The organism is Nocardioides lijunqiniae (assembly GCF_015024225.1).
Lineage (GTDB): Bacteria > Actinomycetota > Actinomycetes > Propionibacteriales > Nocardioidaceae > Nocardioides > Nocardioides lijunqiniae.
This window is the reverse complement of sequence record NZ_JACJGM010000018.1, coordinates 28,380-45,088: the sequence shown is the minus strand read 5'-3', so window position 1 is coordinate 45,088 and position 16,709 is coordinate 28,380. Positions and strand designations below refer to the sequence as shown.

Here is a 16,709-nt window from a genome sequence, read left to right as displayed (position 1 = left end):
TTTCACCGGGTACCCGGTGAAACTCACGCTTCCGGTGCGAAACTTCACGCCGGGAGCGTGAGTTTCGTCGGGGCAGTGTGAGCGCTGGGGCGAAGGGTCGCGGGCTCTCGCGGACGCCGAGGTCCGGGATCGTCTTCGGCTCCGGCTGCGTGCCCGGTCAGCTCGGCCGGACGTCGAGCACGACCTCGAACTCCAGCAGCTCGGCGCCACTGGCGACGGGCTTCCGCTCGCTGCCGTCCTGCGGGCCGGCGTGCGCGGCGCGGGCGTCGCCGTCGCGCCAGGCGGCGAACGACTCCTCGTCCTCCCACTGGGTCACCACGAAGTAGCGCTCCTCGCCCTGGACCGGCCGCAGTAGCTGGAAGCCCAGGAAGCCGGGCGTGCCGTCGATCGTGCCGGCTCGGGCGGCGAAGCGCTTCTCGAGCTCCTCGTGGGCCTGCGGCGGGACACTGATGGCGTTGATCTTCACGACGGGCATGGGTCGAGCCTAGGCGGCGTCGGTGGCCGGCGACGGCGTCCGGTACCAGCATCTGCTGGTACCGGCGAGGTTCTGGGCCGTCGCGACGCCCCAGAACCTCGCCACCATGCCCAGAACCTCCCGGAGCAGGACCGGGAGCAGCCCACCCGCGACCCGCGGACCCGGAGGTTCGCCACTACCCTGGCGCGCATGCCGACCCTCCAGGACCTGACCGACCTGCTGCACGGCTGGTACCCGCCGAGCACGGCGGACGAGTGGGACGCCGTCGGCCTCGTGCACGGCGACCCCGCCGCCTCCGTGGCCAAGGTGATGTTCGCCGTCGACCCGACGGCCGAGGTGGCGCGGGAGGCGGCCGAGTGGGGCGCCGACCTGCTCGTCGTGCACCACCCGCTCTTCCTCAAGCCGGTGCACGGAGTCGCCGCGACCACCCCCAAGGGGCGCACGCTCGCGACGCTCGCGGCGGCGGGCTGCGCGCTGCTGACCGCCCACACCAACGCCGACCGCGCCGACCACGGCGTCTCGACCGCGCTGGCCGAGGCGCTGGGGCTCACCGGCGTCACGCCGATCGTGCCGAGCACGGGTCCCGCGCGCGACAAGCTCACCGTCTACGTCCCCGCGGACGCCGCGGCGCCGCTGCGTGCCGCGATCGCGGAGGCCGGCGCCGGGCGCATCGGCGCCTACGACTTCGCGTCGTTCACCTCGCCGGGCCAGGGCCGCTTCCGGCCGCTGGAGGGTGCCGACCCCGTGGTCGGCACCGTCGGCTCGATCGAGACCGTCGAGGAGGTCCGGATCGAGGTCATCCTCGATCGCGAGCTGCGCGCCGACGTGGTCCGCGCCGCGCTTCGCTCCCACCCCTACGAGATGCCGGCCTACGACGTCGTCGAGCTCGCCGACGTGGGCGACGCCACGACCGGCACCGGCCGGATCGGCTCGGTCGCGCCGACCACGCTGGGCGAGTTCGCCGCCCACGTCGCCGAGGCGCTGCCCGAGACCGCGCAGGGCGTGCGGGTCGCGGGTGACCCCGACCGCGTCGTACGACGGGTGGCGGTGTGCGGGGGCGCGGGGGACTTCCTGCTCGACGACGTCCTGCGCACGGACGCCGACGTCTACCTCACCAGCGACCTGCGCCACCACCCGGCGAGCGAGTTCGTCGAGCGCGGCGGCCCGGCGCTGGTCGACGTGGCCCACTGGGCGGCGGAGTCCACGTGGCTCCCGGTGGTGGAGGCGAAGGTGCGTGCGGCGCTGGGCGATACGGTGGGCACCCGCGTGAGCACGACCGTCACCGACCCGTGGACCACCCGCCTCTGAGGAGCACCCGCTGAAAGCCGACCCGTTCGCCCAACTGAAGCTGCTCGACGTCCAGGCCCTGGACGCGAAGGCCGACCAGCTGCGGCACCAGCGCTCCCACCTGCCCGAGCTGGCCGAGATCGCCACGCTCACCGTGCAGCGCAAGGAGCTCGACGACCAGGCCCGTGACGCCCGGATCGTGGTCGACGACCTCGCAGCCGCCCAGGCGAAGGCCGACGCCGACGTCGAGCAGGTCAAGGCCCGTCGCACCCGCGACCGCGACCGCATGGACTCCGGCGCGATCACCAACCCCAAGGACCTCGAGCGCATGCAGCACGAGCTCGCCTCCCTGGAGCGTCGGATCTCGACGCTCGAGGACGAGGAGCTCGAGGTGATGGAGCAGCTCGAGGCGGCCCAGGCGGCGCTCACCCGGGTCACCGAGCAGCTCAGCGCCGTCGACATCCGGATGGCCGACCTGGTCGCCGCCCGCGACGAGAAGACCGCCGCGCTCGACGTCGAGCTCGAGGCCGTCGTCGCCGAGCGCGCGCCCGCGGTCGAGGGCATGCCCGAGGACCTGCTGGCGCTCTACGACCGGCTGCGCGCGAGCAAGCACGGCGTCGGCGCGGCCGAGCTGCGCCAGCGCCGCTGCAGCGGCTGCCAGCTCACCATCGACCACGCCGAGCTCGCGATCATCCGGGCCAAGCCGACCGACGAGGTCGTCCGCTGCGAGGAGTGCCAGCGGATCCTGGTGCGCACCGGCGAGTCCGGCCTGTGAGCGAAGCGAACGAGAAGGTGCTGTGAGCGCCCGCCGCGTCGTCATCGAGGCGGACGGCGGCTCGCGCGGCAACCCCGGCCCGGCGGCGTACGGCGCGGTGCTGCGCGACGCCGACACCGGCGCGGTCCTGGCGGAGGACGGCAGCACGATCGGACGTGCGACCAACAACGTCGCCGAGTACTCCGGTCTCATCGCCGGTCTGCGCCTGGCCCAGGAGTTCGCGCCCGAGGCGGTGGTCGAGGCGCGGATGGACTCCAAGCTCGTCGTCGAGCAGATGTCGGGTCGCTGGAAGATCAAGCACCCCGACATGCGCCCGCTGGCCGCGGAGGCCACGCGGCTGGCGCCGCCCGGCACGACGTACACCTGGATCCCGCGGGGCGACAACGCCCACGCGGACCGTCTGGTCAACGAGGCGCTCGACGGCGTCCGCGAGGGCGTCACGTCGCCGGAGCCGAGCGACGACGAGGACTCGCTGATCGAGGAGATCGAGAGCCCGGCCGCCGCGGCCGAGGGCGACCGGCCGGCGACCGTGCAGAGCCAGGCGCGGGGCTGGTCGGCCGGCGGGGGAGCGACCACCACGCTGATCCTCGTGCGCCACGGCGTCACCGCCCACACGCTCGAGAAGCGCTTCTCCGGCGGGCTGGCGAGCGCCAACCCCGCCCTGAGCGACGAGGGCCGCGACCAGGTGCGGGCCACGGCCGAGTGGCTCGCGCCGCTCGCCGAGCGGGTCGGCGCGGTCATCGCCTCGCCGGTGCGCCGCACCCGCGAGTCGGCCGACATCGTGGCCGAGGTGCTGGACAAGCAGGTCGAGGTGGAGCCGGGCTTCGCCGAGATGGAGTTCGGGATCTGGGACGGCCTGACCTTCGCCGAGGTCGCCGAGCAGCACCCCGACGCCCTGAAGCAGTGGCTGGGCTCGCTCGACGCGGCGCCGGAGGGCGGCGAGTCGTTCCGGGTCGTGCAGGAGCGGGTGCTGGCGGGCCTGCGTCGGGTGCTCGAGGCGCATGCCGGCGAGACCGTGGTCGTCGTCAGCCACGTGACACCCATCAAGACGCTGGTCGGCCACGCCGTCGACGCCCCGCTGGACTCGGTGTTCCGCATGGAGCTGACCCCGGCGTCGGTCACCGTGGTGTCCTTCTTCTCCTCCGACGACGACGAGCCGCGCACGTCGCTGCGGCTCTACAACGCGCTGCCGCCGCACCGCGACGCCTTCTCCGACCCCTCCGCCTGGTAGCCGCCCGCCTCAGGGGTGCTCGTCGGTGCTGCGGGAGTCGGTGAGCGTGAGCGCACCGCCGGCCGCGACGAGACCGACCACCACCGCGAGCACCGCGTAGATCACCCGCTCGCCGTGGAAGAACGACGCCACGAGGTCGTCGCTCCACGCGCCCGGGGGCAGCCGGGTGGTGACCAGGACGGCGATCAGGGTGCCCACCACGGCGGTGCCGATGCTGGTGCCGACCTCCTGGGCGGTGTCGTTGAGCGCGGCGCCGATCGACGTGCGGTTGCTCGGCATGGCGTCGACGAGCGCCACGGCGCAGATCGTCATGACCGTGCGGAGGCCGACCGTCAGCACGACCATGCAGGCCGCGACGGCGGCGTACCCGTGGCCGACGCCCCAGGCGAGGCCGGCCAGCGCACCCCCCATCAGCGCGGCGCCCACCAGGCAGGCGACGCGGTGACCGAACCGTCGCGCCAGCCACTCCGAGACGGGGGTCGCCAGGACCATCGTGGCGATCAGCGGCAGGTTGGCCAGTCCGGCCCTGACCGGGCTCCAGCCGTAGGCGTACTGGAAGTGCAGGATCAGCCCGAACATCACGCTCGACATCGCGATCGACGTCCCGAGCTGCGCGATGGCGGCGCCGCGGACGGTGCCGGAGGAGAACAGCCGGAGGTCGAGCATGGGGGACGGCGTGCGCCGCTCGTGCCGGACGAACGCGACGCCGGCGAGCACCGCGCCGAGGACCGTGACGAGGGTGGCCGCGGACGCCCAGCCGTGCTCGACACCGCTGGTGAGGGCGTAGCAGGCCAGGCCGATGGTGGCGATGCTGAGCACGGCTCCCGGCAGGTCGAGCCGGTCCCGCGTGAGGTCCTCCGGTCGGTCCGCGGGGACGCCGAGCCGCACCCCCAGGAAGGCGATGAGCGCGATCGGGGCGTTGACCACCAGCAGCCACTCCCAGCTCACGTGGGCCAGGGCGGTGCCTCCGAGCACCGGGCCCAGGATGAAGCCCGACATGCCGACGACGATCATCAGCGTCATGGCGCGCATCCGCAGCGCCTCGTCGTCGAAGAGCCTGAACACCAGGGAGTTGGTGATCGGCGCCATCGCCGCGGCACACAGGCCGAGCGCCGCGCGCAGGGCGATCAGCTCGCCACCGCTCTCGACGGTGACCACCAGGGCGCTGATGACGCCGAAGGCGACGAGCCCGACGAGCAGCACCCGTCGGCGCCCGAGACGGTCGGCCATGGACCCGGCGGTGAGCAGCAGTCCGCCGAAGGTGAGCGAGTAGACGCCGGTGACCCACTGCAGCGCCGTGGTGCCGCTGCCGAGGTCACGGCCGATCGTGGGCAGCGCGATCGTGAGCAGGGTGTTGTCGACCATCTCGACGAAGAAGGCGAGGCAGAGCGCGGCGAGCGGCATCCACGCGGCGCGGAGGGAGGGGTAGGTCCGGGGAGGGGTGGTGGTGGCAGTGGTGGTGGCAGTGGTCATGGCGGGCTCCTGACATCGAACGACGTTCGAGAATCGAACAATGTTCCACAATCTAGAACATTGTTCGATACGGAGCAAGGTGTGATGGACTGTGACTCATGGCACCCCCCACCGGACGATCCTCCGCTCGCACCTCGTCCGGTCCCACGGGCGCCCGCCGGCGCGCCTCGCACTCGATGGAGGCGGTGCTGACCGAGGCCGTCGCCCTCCTGGACGAGGCGGGGGAGGCCGCCCTCACCTTCCGCGCGCTCGCCGCCCGTCTCGGCGGTGGCGTCGCCAGCATCTACTGGTACGTCGCCAGCAAGGACGAGCTGCTCGACCGGGCCGCCGACCACGTGCTGGCCGACGTCCTCGCCGACGCCGAGCTCCAGGTGGAGCGCGACGACCCCATCGACGGGATGCGCGCGATCGCGGTCACGCTCTTCGACGCCGTCGCCGAGCGGCCGTGGCTCGGCGCCTACTTCATGCGCGACACCGGGCTGCAGCCCCACGGCCTCAAGCTGTACGAGCAGCTCGGCCAGCAGACGCTCCGGCTCGACCTCACGCCGCGCCAGCGCTTCCACGCGGTCTCGGCGGTCATCGGGTTCGTCGTCGGCACCGCCGCCGACATGGGGCAGGAGCCGCCGCGCGAGGTGGTGGAGGGCGAGGTCAGCCGCGACCAGTACCTCGCCCGCTGGGCGGAGGAGTGGCGGGCGCTCGATGCGAAGACCTATCCCTTCGTCCACCACATCGTCGACGAGTTCGCCACGCACGACGACGCCGAGCAGTTCCGCGCCGGTCTCGACCTGATCCTGGCCGGCCTGCGCCTGCAGGCCGAGGGCTGACGGGGCTCGCCCCGGCGCCTACGCGTCCTGGGTGGCCTGCTTCGCGGGCCCCTGCGGCACGAAGTCCCGCTGGCGGATGAGCACCAGGCAACAGGCGCCGGCGACGTAGGCGATGACGGCGCCGATCACGATGATGTGGTTGAGGGCGTCGACGAAGCTGGACGTCGCCACGGCCGCGAGCTGGTCGCGCACGTCGGCCGGCGCCTGGGCCAGCACCGCGCGGATCTGGCCGCCGGTCACCGCCTCCGCGATGCCGGCCGACTGACCCGCGGCGGGCGTGCCGGCGAGACCGTCGCGCACGCCGTCGGCCACCTGGTGGCTGAACAGCGACCCGAGCGCGGCGATGCCGGTCGCGATCCCGACCTGGCGGAACGTCGAGTTGATGCCGGAGGCCATGCCCGACCGCTCGACCGGCACCACGCCCACGGCCGTCGAGGCCAGCGGGGTGTTGATCATGCCGATGCCCACCCCGGCGACCAGCAGCCCCGGGATCAGGTGCGTCCAGGACGAGTCGGGCTCGAGGCCGCTCATCAGGAGCAGGCCGGTGCCGGTGAGGGCGAAGCCGGGCACGATCAGCCACTTCGCGGGCAGCCTGGCGGTGAGCCGGCCCGCGATCGCGGCCGCGACGAAGGACGCGCCGGAGAGGAAGAGCAGCCGCGTGCCGGTGCCGACGGCGGAGTAGCCCTGCACGTTCTGCAGGTACAGCACGAGGTAGGTCAGCAGGGAGAAGATCGACGCCGAGACGCCGAACGCCGCGATCAGGCCGCCGGTGAAGGTCGGCTTGCGCAGCAGGGCGAGGTCGAACATCGGGTGCTCCTGCAGCAGCTGGCTCACCACGAACGCCGCCAGCAGCACGACGGTCGCGACCAGGCAGACCAGCACCCGGCCGTCGCCCCAGGACTCCTGCCCGGCGCGGATGAGGGCGTAGACGAGCGAGCCGAGCGCGACGGAGAACGTCACGAAGCCGATCCAGTCGGGGCGGCCGGCGCGCGGGTCGTGCGACTCCTTCACCCGCCACAGCCCGATGGCCATCGCGCCCAGGCAGATCGGGATGTTGACGAAGAAGATCCAGCGCCACGACAGTCCGGAGGTCAGCACGCCGCCGAGCACCGGGCCGATCGCGACGGCCACGCCGGTGGTCGCACCGAAGGCGCCGAACGCAACGCCCCGGTCGCGTCCGGTGTAGGCCGAGGCGATCAGCGCGAGGGCGGTCGCGAACATCGCGGCGCCGCCCACGCCCTGGAAGGCGCGGGCGACCTGGAGGAAGAAGACGTCCTGCGCGGCGCCGCAGGCGATCGACCCGAGCATGAACAGGCCGGTGCCGATGACGAACACCATCCGCCGTCCGTAGAGGTCGGCCAGCGACCCCGCGGTGAGCAGGAGGGCGGCCAGGCTGAGCGCGTAGGCGTCGATGACCCACTGCAGGTCCGACAGCGAGGCGTCGAGCTCCATCTGGATGTCGGGCAGCGCGACGTTCACGATCGTGATGTCGAGCAGCAGGATGAACACGCCCGTGCAGACGGCGATGAGCGTCCACCACTTGGGGTCGCGGGCTCCGGTGCGGTCGGGCGCCGGGGCGGCCTGGTCGGTCATGCGGGGACCTCTCGATTTCATCACGTGCCTCACGATTACCCTAGGAACGGTATCCGAGTCCTGCTGTCCGTCAAGTACCTAATGATTCAGTGAGAGAGGGATCACGGTGGCCCTGCTCCCCGCGCTCGCCGACTCGCCCGGCCACGTGGTCTGGCGAGCCGCCGCGCGGGTGACGTCGGCCCTGGCGGACACGCTGCCACCCGGCGTCGACATCCACGCGTACGCCGTGCTGGTCGCCCTCGCCGACGAGCCGCCGCGCTCGCAGCAGTGGCTGGCCGACGCCGTCGCGACCAGCCGCACCACCCTGACCCGGGTCGCGGGGCAGCTGGTCGCGGACGGGCTCGTCGAGCGGGTGCGCAACGCCGACGACCGCCGGGCCTACGCCCTGACCCGCACTCCGGCCGGCGCGACCGCGATGACCAGCTGGGCGCGCCACGTCGCCGTGGTCGAGGACTCGCTGGTCGCCGGCCTCACCGACGCCGAGCGCGTCGAGCTGCACTCGCTGCTGGTCGCGCAGGTCGGGCAGGACCTGGCCGAGGAGACGCCGACGCCGCTCCTGGCCAGCACCGCCTTCCTGGTCACCCGTCTGCACGCTCGGCTGCACGCGGAGGTCGCGGCGGACCTGGGCGAGCTCGACGTCGAGCCGCGCCACCTCGGCACGTTCCTCGTGCTGCGCCGCACCGGGCCGGTCGCGCAGGCCGAGCTCGCGAGGCACCTGGGCATCAGCGGCCCGAGCGTGGTCGAGATCGTCGACCAGCTGGAGCGACGGGGCGCCCTCGAGCGGCGCCGCTCGACGACCGACCGACGCACGCAGCTGCTGCACCTGCTGCCGCTGGGGGAGGAGCTGCTGCCGACCGTCCACGGCCGCGCCGACGCGGCCGCCGACCGGGTCCTCGGACGGCTCTCGGCCGGGCAGCGCGACCGGTTGCGCCGGCTCCTGGTCCGGGTCGTGACCGGCGGGTCCCCGAGCGGCTCCCCGAGCGGCTCCTAGAGCTGCGCGACCACCACGTCCAGCTGGGTGCCCTGGGGTGTGGGCTCGCCGACCTCGACGACCCATCCGAGGTCGCGGAGCACCTCGGCCAGGCGCGCCGGCGTACGCGGGTCGCGTCCGTCCTCGAGGAGGGCCCGCACGATGCGCCCCTTGGTCGCCTTGTTGAAGTGGCTGACGACCTGGCGGCGGCCGTCGACCTCGTGCAGCACCCTCACCGTCGCCACGCGCCGGGCCAGCTCGGGCGCGGGGCGCCAGAAGGCGGCGTAGGTCCCCGACCGGAGGTCGACCAGCAGCCCGGTGCCCAGGGCGGCGGTGACGGCGGCGCCTAGGTGGGCGCGCCAGTGGGCGGCGACCCCGCCCAGCCCGGGCAGCGACGCGTCGCCGGACAGCCGGTAGGCCGGGATCCGGTCGGAGGGCCGGACCAGGCCGAACAGGCTGCTGGTCACCGCCACGCGACCGGTGGCGCGCCGCTTCCCGGCCGTGGACAGGGTCGCGAAGTCCAGTGCCTCGTAGACCACGCCGCGGTAGACCTGGTCGCCGCGCGCCGTCGGCGTGCGGCGTGCGTCGGCGTTGAGCCGGACGAGATCGAGCTGGGTCTTGGGCACCCCGAGCGTCGTCGCGGCGACGTCGGGGTCGCCCTCGCAGAGCTCCACGAGGGCGTCCAGCACCCGCTCGCGGGCGGCCGTCAGCTCGGGGCTGCCCAGGGTCGTGAGGTCGAGGGGCTTGCCCCGGCGCGGGGCGACCTTGCCCTCGCTGGGCGGCAGCAGGATGAGCACCCGGCAACCCTAGGGGGCGGTGATCTAGGGTCGAGCACATGCCGAGCAACCGGGTCGTCCACATCAAGGTCGCCGACGAGACCGCCGAGGACGGCGCCGTCGTGGCCACGCTGCGGGAGGGCATCGAGCGGATCCGCGCCGAGCTCGACGTGAGCCCGGAGTTCCCGCCGGAGGTCGAGGCCGCAGCCGCCGCCGCGGCGGCGGCGCCACGCCTGCCCGACCTGGACCGCACCGACATCCCGTTCGTCACCATCGACCCCGAGGGGGCGATGGACCTCGACCAGGCCCTACACATCGAGCGTGACGGCGACGGCTACGTCGTCCACTACGCCATCGCCGACGTGGCGGCCTTCGTGAGCCCGGGCGACCCGATCGACCTGGAGTCGCACCGGCGCGGGGAGACCCTCTACGGCGCCGACTCCAAGGTGCCGCTGCACCCCAAGGTCATCTCCGAGGACGCCGGCTCGCTCGTCGCCGGCGAGGTGCGACCCGCCCTGCTCTGGACGATCCGGGTCGACGACACCGGCGAGGGCACCGACGTCCGGGTCGAGCGCGCGCGGGTGCGCTCCACGGCCAAGCTGTCCTACGAGGCCGCCCAGGCCGCCGTCGACGACGGCACGGCCGGCGAGGTGCTCGGGCTGCTGCAGGAGATCGGCGAGCTGCGACTGGCCCGCGACGCGGCCCGCGGCGGTGTCTCCCTCCCGCTGCCCGAGCAGGAGATCGACATCCAGGGCGGACACTGGAGCCTGGAGTTCCGCAGCCTGCTGCCCGTGGAGCTCTGGAACTCGCAGATCTCCCTGCTCACCGGCTTCGGCGCCGCGACGCTCATGGTCTACGGCCGCGTCGGGCTGCTCCGCACCCTGCCCGCGCCCGACCCCCGCGACGTGCAGCGGCTGCACCGCACGGCCCGCGCGCTCGGCATCGAGTGGCCGGCCGAGATCCTCTACCCCGACTTCATCCGCTCGCTGGACCCGACCAGGCCCACCCACGCGGCCATGGTCGTCGCGAGCGCGCGGCTGCTGCGCGGCAGTGGCTACGTCGCCTTCGACGGCGAGGTCCCCGCCGAGCCGCTGCACTCCGCGCTGGCCTCGGAGTACGCCCACGTCACCGCGCCGCTGCGGCGCCTGGCCGACCGCTACACCGGCGAGGTGTGCGTGGCGCTGTGCGCCGGGGAGCCCGTGCCCGACTGGGTGCTGGCCGCGCTGCCCGGGCTGCCCAAGACGATGCAGCAGTCGAGCCAGCGCGCCAAGGGCTACGAGCGCGCCGTGCTCGACCTCGTGGAGGCCGGCCTGCTGGCCGCCCGGGTCGGCGAGGAGTTCGACGGCGTGGTGGTCAGCGTCGACGAGAAGCGGCCCGACCACGGGGTGGTCATGCTGGCCGAGCTCGGCGTGGAGGCCCGGGTCGTGGGCGAGGACCTCCCGCTCGGGACCGACGTACGCGTGCGGCTGGAGAAGGCCGACGTCGACACCCGCAAGGTCGAGCTGAGCCTCGTCCGCCCCTAGGGGCCGGCTAGGACGCGGCCACGAACTCCGCCAGGGCGGAGTCCGGCGCCGACCACGCCGTGCGGAAGCTCGGGTGCAGGGGCAGGTCCTCGACCTCCGACGCCGGCACCCAGGCGTGGCCGTCGCTCTCCGAGAGGTCGGCGAGCTCCAGGCGCCCGGTGGGCACGGCGAGCACCGTCTCGTAGGTCCAGCCGCCGCAGCTGGCCGTCGAGGAGCCTCGCACCTCGACCTCGTGTGCCGCGACGCCCAGCTCCTCGCCGGCCTCGCGCAGGGCGGCCTCGACCCAGCTCTCGCCCCGCTCGCGGGCGCCGCCGGGGATCGACCAGGTCCCGCCCTGGTGCGCCCAGCGGGCGCGCAGCTGGAGCAGCACCCGGCCGCCCTCGGCCAGGAGCAGGCCGGCGGCCCCGCGTCTGCCCCAGTGGGCGTGCCCGCGGTCGCACGTCGCCCAGGTCATGAGTCCCAGCCTAGGCGCGGGCGAAAGGCGGGCGTCGTCCTCGTGCGGTCAGGGAAGCACGGGCTCGGTGTCGGGCAGCGTCGGGTCCGGCGGCGTCTCGCCGGGGCCCGGGTCGGGCGGGACGGCGGGGTCGCCGGGACTGCTGGGGCCCGGGCTCGGGACCACGTCGGGGTCGGGCAGGGGCTCGGTGGGGTTCGTGGTCATGACGCCCCGTACCCCGCCCGCCGGGCCACCATGCCGCGCATCCCCCCGGTCACCGCCGCGCGTTGAGTCGCGCCGCCTGCCGGGTCAGGTGGTCGCGCTCGGCGAGGTCGTGAGCCTGGTGGGCGGCCTCGGCGTAGAGGCGCGCCGCGGTCGTCAGGTCCCCGTCCTTCTCGTGGAGGTACGCGGCCACCGCGGTGTGGCGGGGGAGCGAGCCGTCCAGCTCGGCGAGCGCCGCGAGTCCGGCCCGCGGCCCGTCGGCCTCCCCGACGGCGACGGCCCGGTTGAGCCGCGCGACCGGGTTGCCGGTCAGGCGCACCAGCTCGTCGTACCACTCGACGACCTGCACCCAGTCGGTCTCCTCGGTCGAGCGGGCGTCGGCGTGCAGGGCCGCGATGGCTGCCTGCGCCTGGAACTCGCCCAGCCGGTCTCGGGAGAGGGCGTGCTGCAGGATCCGGACTCCCTCGGCGATCGAGGCGGTGTCCCAACGAGCACGGTCCTGGTCGGCCAGCGGCACGAGGCCGCCGTCGGGGGCGGTCCGCGCGGGGCGCCGGGCGTGGTGGAGCAGCATGAGGGCCAGCAGCCCGTCCACCTCGGGATGGTCCACGGCCGCGGCGACCTGCCGCGCGAGCCGGATGGCCTCGGCCGCGAGGTCGACGTCCCCGGAGTAGCCCTCGTTGAAGACCAGGTAGAGGACCCGCAGCACGGTCGCGACGTCACCGGGCTGGTTCAGCCGGACCCCCGCCACCGTGCGCTTCGCCCGACTGATGCGCTGCGCCATCGTCGCCTCGGGCACCAGGTACGCCCGGGCGATCTGGCGCGTCGTCAGCCCGCCGACGGCGCGCAAGGTGAGCGCCACCGCGGACGACGAGCTCAGGGACGGGTAGGCGCACAGGAAGTAGAGCTGGAGCGTGTCGTCCACCCCCGTCGCGGGACCGGGCGGCGCCGGCTGCCCGTCGACGACGTCCTCCCGGCGTCGGCGGGCGGCGTCGGCCCGGGTCCCGTCGAGGAACCGCCTCCAGGCCGTGGTGACCAGCCAGCCCTGGGGGTCCCGCGGCGGGTCGTCGGGCCACACGCGGACCGCCTCGACCAGGGCGTCCTGCACGGCGTCCTCGGCCGCCGCGAAGTCGGCTCCGCGGCGGACGAGAACCCCGAGCACGCTCGGCGTCAGGCTTCGGAGCAGCAGCGCGTCCACCCGGGTGTCAGTCCGAGATGGTGGGCGGCTGCGTCAGGAAGGGCCGCAGCTCGAGCCACTCGTGGATCGGCTTCCCGCCCGCCCCGGGGGCGGCCGACAGGTCCCCGGCCAGCTCGAGCGCACGCTCGTGCGTGTCGACGTCGATGACCATCCAGCCGGCGATGAGGTCCTTGGTCTCGGCGAAGGGCCCGTCGGTGAGCGGCGGGCGACCCTCGCCGTCGTACCGCACCCACGTCCCCTCGGGGGACAGGGCCTGACCGTCGACGAGCGGCGTTCTCGACATCCGCGACGGATCGGGTCAGAGGTGCTTGATGACCCGCGCGGGGTTGCCGACGGCGACGACGTCGGCGGGGAGATCCTTGGTGACCACGGAGCCCGCGCCCACGACGGTGTTGGCGCCGATGCTGACGCCGGGGCACACGATGACGCCGCCGCCGAGCCAGACGTTGTCCCCGATCGTGATCGGCTCGGCGGCCTCCCACTTGTCACGCCGGGGTCCCGGCTCCAGGGGGTGGGTCGGTGTGAGCAGCTGGACGTTCGGCCCGATCTGAACGTCGTCGCCGATCGTGATCGTGGCGACGTCCAGCGCCACGAGGCCGTAGTTGGCGAAGCAGCGGGCGCCGATGCTGATGTGGCTGCCGAAGTCGACGCGGAGGGGCGGGCGGATCGCGGTGTCCTCGCCGATCGATCCGAGCAGCTGCTCGAGCAGGGCGCGGCGCAGGGGCCTCTGGCGCGACCGGGTGGCGTTGTAGGCCTCCATCAGGTCCTGGGCGACGTGGCTCTCCTCGTCCAGCTCGGGGTCGTCGGCGAGGTAGAGGTCGCCGGCGACCATGCGCTCGCGCATCGAGCGCTGGTCGGTCGGATCGATGGGGGAGTCAGCCATGACCGGCACGCTACCGACTTTCCTCAGCATCCACGGGGGTTGTGCCAACCTGTCGACAAAAGTGTGTAATACTACTGAAATAGTAGACATGGCCATCGGGGGCCACCCACACGAGAGGCCTCTGGCTTGATGCTCAGCTATCCGACGCTCGCCCTGCTCATCACCCTGGGGCTGTTCGCCGGCCTCTACGTCCTCGGGCGCCGCCAGGTGAACTTCAGCGTCCTCACGATCGGCGCGCTCGTCGTCGGCGCCGGCGTCGGGGTGGTCTTCGAGGGCCACGTCGACTACGTCGAGCCGGTGGGCAAGGTCTACCTGAACCTGCTGCTGGCGATCGTCGCGCCGCTCATCATCGTGTCGATCCTGTCCAGCATCACCTCGCTGGGCACGACCGCCCAGCTGAAGACGATCGGCGCCCGGTCGGTGTTCTGGCTGATGACGCTGAACGCCATCGCCGTGCTGCTGACCTTGGGCCTCGCTCTCCAGCTCGGGCTGGGCAAGGGCGCCGACATCGCCGTCGGCGACCGGGACGTCTCGGCGCTGGAGAACATCAAGAAGCCGTTCACCGAGGTGTTCATCGACTTCTTCCCCACCAACATCGTCACCGACATCGCCGAGACGAACGTCATCCCGATCATCGTCTTCAGCCTGATGGTGGCGGTCGCCTACTCACTGATCGCGGATCGCCGTCCCGAGACCGTCGCGCCGTTCAAGGGGATCGTCGAGGCGGCGCGCGAGATCATCTACCGCGCCGTGGGGTTCGTGATCGCCCTGACGCCGTACGCCGTGCTCTCGCTGACCGCCGTGGCGGTCTCCCGCGCGGCCGGCCAGTGGTCGCAGATGGTCTCGCTGCTCGGCGTGCTCGCCCTCGCCTACGTCGCCTGCTTCCTGCACGCCTTCGTGGTCAACGGTGTCCTGCTGCGGGTCTTCGCGGACGTCAACCCGCTGCGCTTCTTCCGCAAGATCGTGCCGGCCCAGGTCACGGCGTTCACCACGCAGAGCAGCGCCGGCACGCTGCCCGTGACGACCCGGGTGCTGCGCGAGCGCGTGGGGGTGCCGGCCGACATCGCGGGCTTCACCGCCCCGCTCGGCACCACGATCGGCATGCCCGGCTGCGCCGGGGTGTGGCCGGTCCTGATCGCCGTCTACGGCGTCAACGCGCTCAACCTCCAGTGGGGCATCCAGGACTACGTGGTCCTGGTGCTGCTGGGCGTCATCGTCTCCGTCGGCACCGCCGGCGTCCCCGGCACCGCGACCATCACCGCGACCACGGTCCTGACCGCGGCCGGCCTGCCGCTCGAGCTGGTCGCGATCACGCTGCCTGTCAGCATGCTCGCCGACATGGCCCGCACCCTCGACAACGTCACGTCGGCCGCGGTCGCGGCCACGCTCGTGGCTCGTGGGGAGGGACGGCTGGACGACGCGGTCTTCGACACCGACCACGGGCCCGACAGCCCGCCCGACGCGTCGGTCCCGGGCGGCGCCCACGCGGCCCCGGCCACGGCCCGGCGCGACCCCGTCGAGGAGGTCTACGCGGTCCCTGTGGGCGCCTGCGCGCTGCCCTCCCGCGACGCCGCGCCTGCCCGAGCGGCGTCGCCAGAGCCTGCACGAACATCCCATCCCGCTGACGCCGACGTGGTCGAAGCCCGCCCTCAAGGAGTGACCGTATGACCCCCCGACGATCCCGACGGATCCTCTCCCTCGCAGCCCTCGCGGCAGCGCTCCTGGCCGGTGGCCTGGGCTCGACCGCGCCCGTCCAGGCGTCCGAGCCGGCCGCTCGCGCGGCCGCGGACGGCTGGGTCGACGGCGCCGACGAGTTCCCGTGCCTCGACGACGTGACGTGCCTGTGGATCGAGAACTGCGAGCTCGACGAGAACCAGCGCCCGATCTACCCCAACCGCAACGGCTCGACGTCCTACCCGGCGGGCTCCTACAGCTACGCGGACGAGCACACCCCGACGCCCACCCCGACCCCCACCCCGACGCCGACCCCGGCGCCCGGTGGGTCGGGAGGGTCCGGTGGCTCCGGTGGGTCGGGCGGCTCCGGCGGTTCCGGTGGCTCCGGGGGCGCCTCGGGCGGCGGCACCGGGACGGGCACGGGCACGGGCACGGGCGTCGTCCCCGGCACGACGACCGGCGTCCCGGGCGCGACGACCGGCGTCCCCGGCGCCGGGACCGCCGCTCCCGTCGCGGTCGCGGGTGCGCCGACCGCGCCGGCCGCTCCGACCCTGACCGTGCAGGGGCGCACCGTCACCGTCTCCTGGGCGGCGACGCCCAACGCCGAGCTCGAGCAGGTGACGAACTACCTGATCCGCTTCACGGGCAAGGCCGCGATCGAGGTCGACGCGACGACGTTCAGCCACGACTTCCCCAAGCTCAAGCCCGGCAGCTACCGCGCCGCCGTCTGGGCCAAGAACGCCGCGGGCGAGTCCCTCGGCTCGCTGCCGTCGGAGCCGGTCATCGTCGGTGCCGACCCGAGCACCGTGAAGGGCGAGGTCACCGTCACCGGCGACGTGGCCCCCGGCGCGACCGTCACGGTCACCGGCGCCGGCTTCGCTCCGCGCATCGAGGGGTTCGCCGTCGAGCTGCACTCCGACCCCGTGCTCCTCGGCACCGTCGCCACGGACGACAAGGGTGGCTTCACCTCGCAGGTGGTCATCCCGACCACCGTCCCGGCCGGCGAGCACTCGGTCGTCGTGCTCTTCGGGGGCCAGGAGGTCTCCTCCTCGCCGGTGACGGTCGGCACGGGTGCCGCCGCCGCACCCGAGGAGCAGGCCGCCGACGTCGCGACGACCGGCGGCGACTCCGCACCCGTGCCCGACCAGGCGGGCCTGGTCATCCTGGGCGCCCTGGCCGGAGCCGGGGTGCTGTCCCTGCTCTGGCGGACCCTGCGCGGCCGCCGCCGCGTGTCCCTTCCCGCCGTTGGCCACCCCGCGGTGCCGGGTGCGTCCTGAGGCATCGGTCCCCGGGCGCTCGGCCCGGGTGACCCTCGGTCGCCGGGAGCGGGGTGAGGCCCGCGACCTCCCCTGAGCGGGCACGACGACGCCCGCAC

Annotated in this window: 17 protein-coding genes; 8 read left to right on the top strand and 9 right to left on the bottom strand. The window is 73.7% G+C overall.

Annotation, left to right across the window (positions count from 1 at the left end; translation table 11 throughout):
- Window positions 1-157: 157 nt before the first annotated feature.
- Window positions 158-475, bottom strand: a complete 318-nt coding sequence (locus tag IRQ30_RS12175; RefSeq protein ID WP_193609880.1) for an antibiotic biosynthesis monooxygenase family protein — start codon at window positions 473-475, stop codon at window positions 158-160.
- A 189-nt stretch (window positions 476-664) separates the two neighbouring features.
- Here IRQ30_RS12175 and IRQ30_RS12170 point away from each other — a divergent pair, with 189 nt between their 5' ends.
- From IRQ30_RS12170 to IRQ30_RS12160, 3 genes are read left to right on the top strand one after another with little or no spacing between them, the layout of a single operon-like run.
- A complete protein-coding gene (locus IRQ30_RS12170) occupies window positions 665-1,783 on the top strand; it encodes a Nif3-like dinuclear metal center hexameric protein (RefSeq protein WP_193613110.1) in 1,119 nt (372 codons plus the stop codon).
- Window positions 1,784-1,793: 10 nt separating this feature from the next.
- Window positions 1,794-2,537: a zinc ribbon domain-containing protein gene (locus IRQ30_RS12165; protein ID WP_193613191.1), complete on the top strand. Its 744-nt coding sequence runs from the start codon at window positions 1,794-1,796 to the stop codon at window positions 2,535-2,537.
- 22 nt (window positions 2,538-2,559) lie between these two features.
- Window positions 2,560-3,768, top strand: coding sequence for a bifunctional RNase H/acid phosphatase (locus tag IRQ30_RS12160; protein WP_193613109.1), 1,209 nt, complete (start codon window positions 2,560-2,562; stop codon window positions 3,766-3,768).
- 9 nt (window positions 3,769-3,777) lie between these two features.
- Here the strand turns inward: IRQ30_RS12160 and IRQ30_RS12155 are convergent, their stop codons facing one another.
- Window positions 3,778-5,241, bottom strand: a complete 1,464-nt coding sequence (locus tag IRQ30_RS12155) for an MFS transporter (RefSeq protein ID WP_193613108.1) — start codon at window positions 5,239-5,241, stop codon at window positions 3,778-3,780.
- A 98-nt stretch (window positions 5,242-5,339) separates the two neighbouring features.
- Between IRQ30_RS12155 and IRQ30_RS12150 the strand changes: the two genes are divergently transcribed.
- Window positions 5,340-6,065 (top strand): TetR/AcrR family transcriptional regulator, encoded by a 726-nt coding sequence (locus tag IRQ30_RS12150; protein ID WP_227467499.1) that lies wholly within the window; start codon window positions 5,340-5,342, stop codon window positions 6,063-6,065.
- 18 nt (window positions 6,066-6,083) lie between these two features.
- Here the strand turns inward: IRQ30_RS12150 and IRQ30_RS12145 are convergent, their stop codons facing one another.
- Entirely contained in the window at window positions 6,084-7,658 is a 1,575-nt protein-coding gene (locus tag IRQ30_RS12145; protein WP_193613107.1) for an MFS transporter, read from the bottom strand.
- Window positions 7,659-7,764: 106 nt separating this feature from the next.
- Here IRQ30_RS12145 and IRQ30_RS12140 point away from each other — a divergent pair, with 106 nt between their 5' ends.
- On the top strand, window positions 7,765-8,649 hold the full coding sequence (locus tag IRQ30_RS12140; protein ID WP_193613106.1) for a MarR family transcriptional regulator: 885 nt from the start codon (window positions 7,765-7,767) through the stop codon (window positions 8,647-8,649).
- Here the strand turns inward: IRQ30_RS12140 and yaaA are convergent.
- Window positions 8,646-9,425: a peroxide stress protein YaaA gene (gene yaaA / locus IRQ30_RS12135; RefSeq protein ID WP_193613105.1), complete on the bottom strand. Its 780-nt coding sequence runs from the start codon at window positions 9,423-9,425 to the stop codon at window positions 8,646-8,648. The two genes, IRQ30_RS12140 and yaaA, sit on opposite strands and share 4 nt — an antisense overlap.
- A 38-nt stretch (window positions 9,426-9,463) precedes the next feature.
- Between yaaA and IRQ30_RS12130 the strand changes: the two genes are divergently transcribed.
- Entirely contained in the window at window positions 9,464-10,927 is a 1,464-nt protein-coding gene (locus tag IRQ30_RS12130) for an RNB domain-containing ribonuclease (RefSeq protein ID WP_193613104.1), read from the top strand.
- Between the two features lie 7 nt (window positions 10,928-10,934).
- On the opposite strand, the gene IRQ30_RS12125 is transcribed toward IRQ30_RS12130, so the two are convergent.
- Genes IRQ30_RS12125 through IRQ30_RS12105 form a run of 5 tightly spaced genes read right to left on the bottom strand, consistent with a single transcriptional unit; the run spans window position 10,935 to window position 13,660 of the window.
- The gene (locus IRQ30_RS12125) at window positions 10,935-11,381 is read right to left on the bottom strand and encodes an NUDIX domain-containing protein (protein WP_193613103.1); all 447 of its coding nucleotides are present in this window, start codon (window positions 11,379-11,381) and stop codon (window positions 10,935-10,937) included.
- Between the two features lie 48 nt (window positions 11,382-11,429).
- Entirely contained in the window at window positions 11,430-11,585 is a 156-nt protein-coding gene (locus IRQ30_RS12120; protein ID WP_193613102.1) for a hypothetical protein, read from the bottom strand.
- A 49-nt stretch (window positions 11,586-11,634) separates the two neighbouring features.
- Window positions 11,635-12,777 (bottom strand): DUF6596 domain-containing protein, encoded by a 1,143-nt coding sequence (locus IRQ30_RS12115; RefSeq protein WP_193613101.1) that lies wholly within the window; start codon window positions 12,775-12,777, stop codon window positions 11,635-11,637.
- 7 nt (window positions 12,778-12,784) lie between these two features.
- The gene (locus IRQ30_RS12110; protein WP_227467498.1) at window positions 12,785-13,060 is read right to left on the bottom strand and encodes a YciI family protein; all 276 of its coding nucleotides are present in this window, start codon (window positions 13,058-13,060) and stop codon (window positions 12,785-12,787) included.
- A gap of 15 nt (window positions 13,061-13,075) precedes the next feature.
- Entirely contained in the window at window positions 13,076-13,660 is a 585-nt protein-coding gene (locus IRQ30_RS12105; protein ID WP_276529950.1) for a sugar O-acetyltransferase, read from the bottom strand.
- A gap of 129 nt (window positions 13,661-13,789) precedes the next feature.
- Between IRQ30_RS12105 and IRQ30_RS12100 the strand changes: the two genes are divergently transcribed.
- Window positions 13,790-15,328, top strand: coding sequence for a dicarboxylate/amino acid:cation symporter (locus IRQ30_RS12100; RefSeq protein WP_193613100.1), 1,539 nt, complete (start codon window positions 13,790-13,792; stop codon window positions 15,326-15,328).
- On the top strand, window positions 15,325-16,611 hold the full coding sequence (locus tag IRQ30_RS12095) for a fibronectin type III domain-containing protein (RefSeq protein WP_193613099.1): 1,287 nt from the start codon (window positions 15,325-15,327) through the stop codon (window positions 16,609-16,611). Before IRQ30_RS12100 ends, IRQ30_RS12095 begins: the two co-directional genes overlap by 4 nt.
- The last annotated feature ends 98 nt before the right edge of the window (window positions 16,612-16,709 follow it).

Excerpts from the sequence above, each read along its gene's own strand:
- IRQ30_RS12175 (WP_193609880.1), bottom strand. The coding sequence starts at position 475 with ATGCCCGTCGTGAAGATCAACGCCATCAGTGTCCCGCCGCAGGCCCAC.
- IRQ30_RS12170 (WP_193613110.1), top strand. The coding sequence starts at position 665 with ATGCCGACCCTCCAGGACCTGACCGACCTGCTGCACGGCTGGTACCCG.
- IRQ30_RS12155 (WP_193613108.1), bottom strand. The coding sequence starts at position 5,241 with ATGACCACTGCCACCACCACTGCCACCACCACCCCTCCCCGGACCTAC.
- IRQ30_RS12150 (WP_227467499.1), top strand. The coding sequence starts at position 5,340 with ATGGCACCCCCCACCGGACGATCCTCCGCTCGCACCTCGTCCGGTCCC.
- IRQ30_RS12145 (WP_193613107.1), bottom strand. The coding sequence starts at position 7,658 with ATGACCGACCAGGCCGCCCCGGCGCCCGACCGCACCGGAGCCCGCGAC.
- IRQ30_RS12130 (WP_193613104.1), top strand. The coding sequence starts at position 9,464 with ATGCCGAGCAACCGGGTCGTCCACATCAAGGTCGCCGACGAGACCGCC.
- IRQ30_RS12125 (WP_193613103.1), bottom strand. The coding sequence starts at position 11,381 with ATGACCTGGGCGACGTGCGACCGCGGGCACGCCCACTGGGGCAGACGC.
- IRQ30_RS12120 (WP_193613102.1), bottom strand. The coding sequence starts at position 11,585 with ATGACCACGAACCCCACCGAGCCCCTGCCCGACCCCGACGTGGTCCCG.
- IRQ30_RS12110 (WP_227467498.1), bottom strand. The coding sequence starts at position 13,060 with ATGTCGAGAACGCCGCTCGTCGACGGTCAGGCCCTGTCCCCCGAGGGG.
- IRQ30_RS12105 (WP_276529950.1), bottom strand. The coding sequence starts at position 13,660 with ATGGCTGACTCCCCCATCGATCCGACCGACCAGCGCTCGATGCGCGAG.
- IRQ30_RS12100 (WP_193613100.1), top strand. The coding sequence starts at position 13,790 with ATGCTCAGCTATCCGACGCTCGCCCTGCTCATCACCCTGGGGCTGTTC.
- IRQ30_RS12095 (WP_193613099.1), top strand. The coding sequence starts at position 15,325 with ATGACCCCCCGACGATCCCGACGGATCCTCTCCCTCGCAGCCCTCGCG.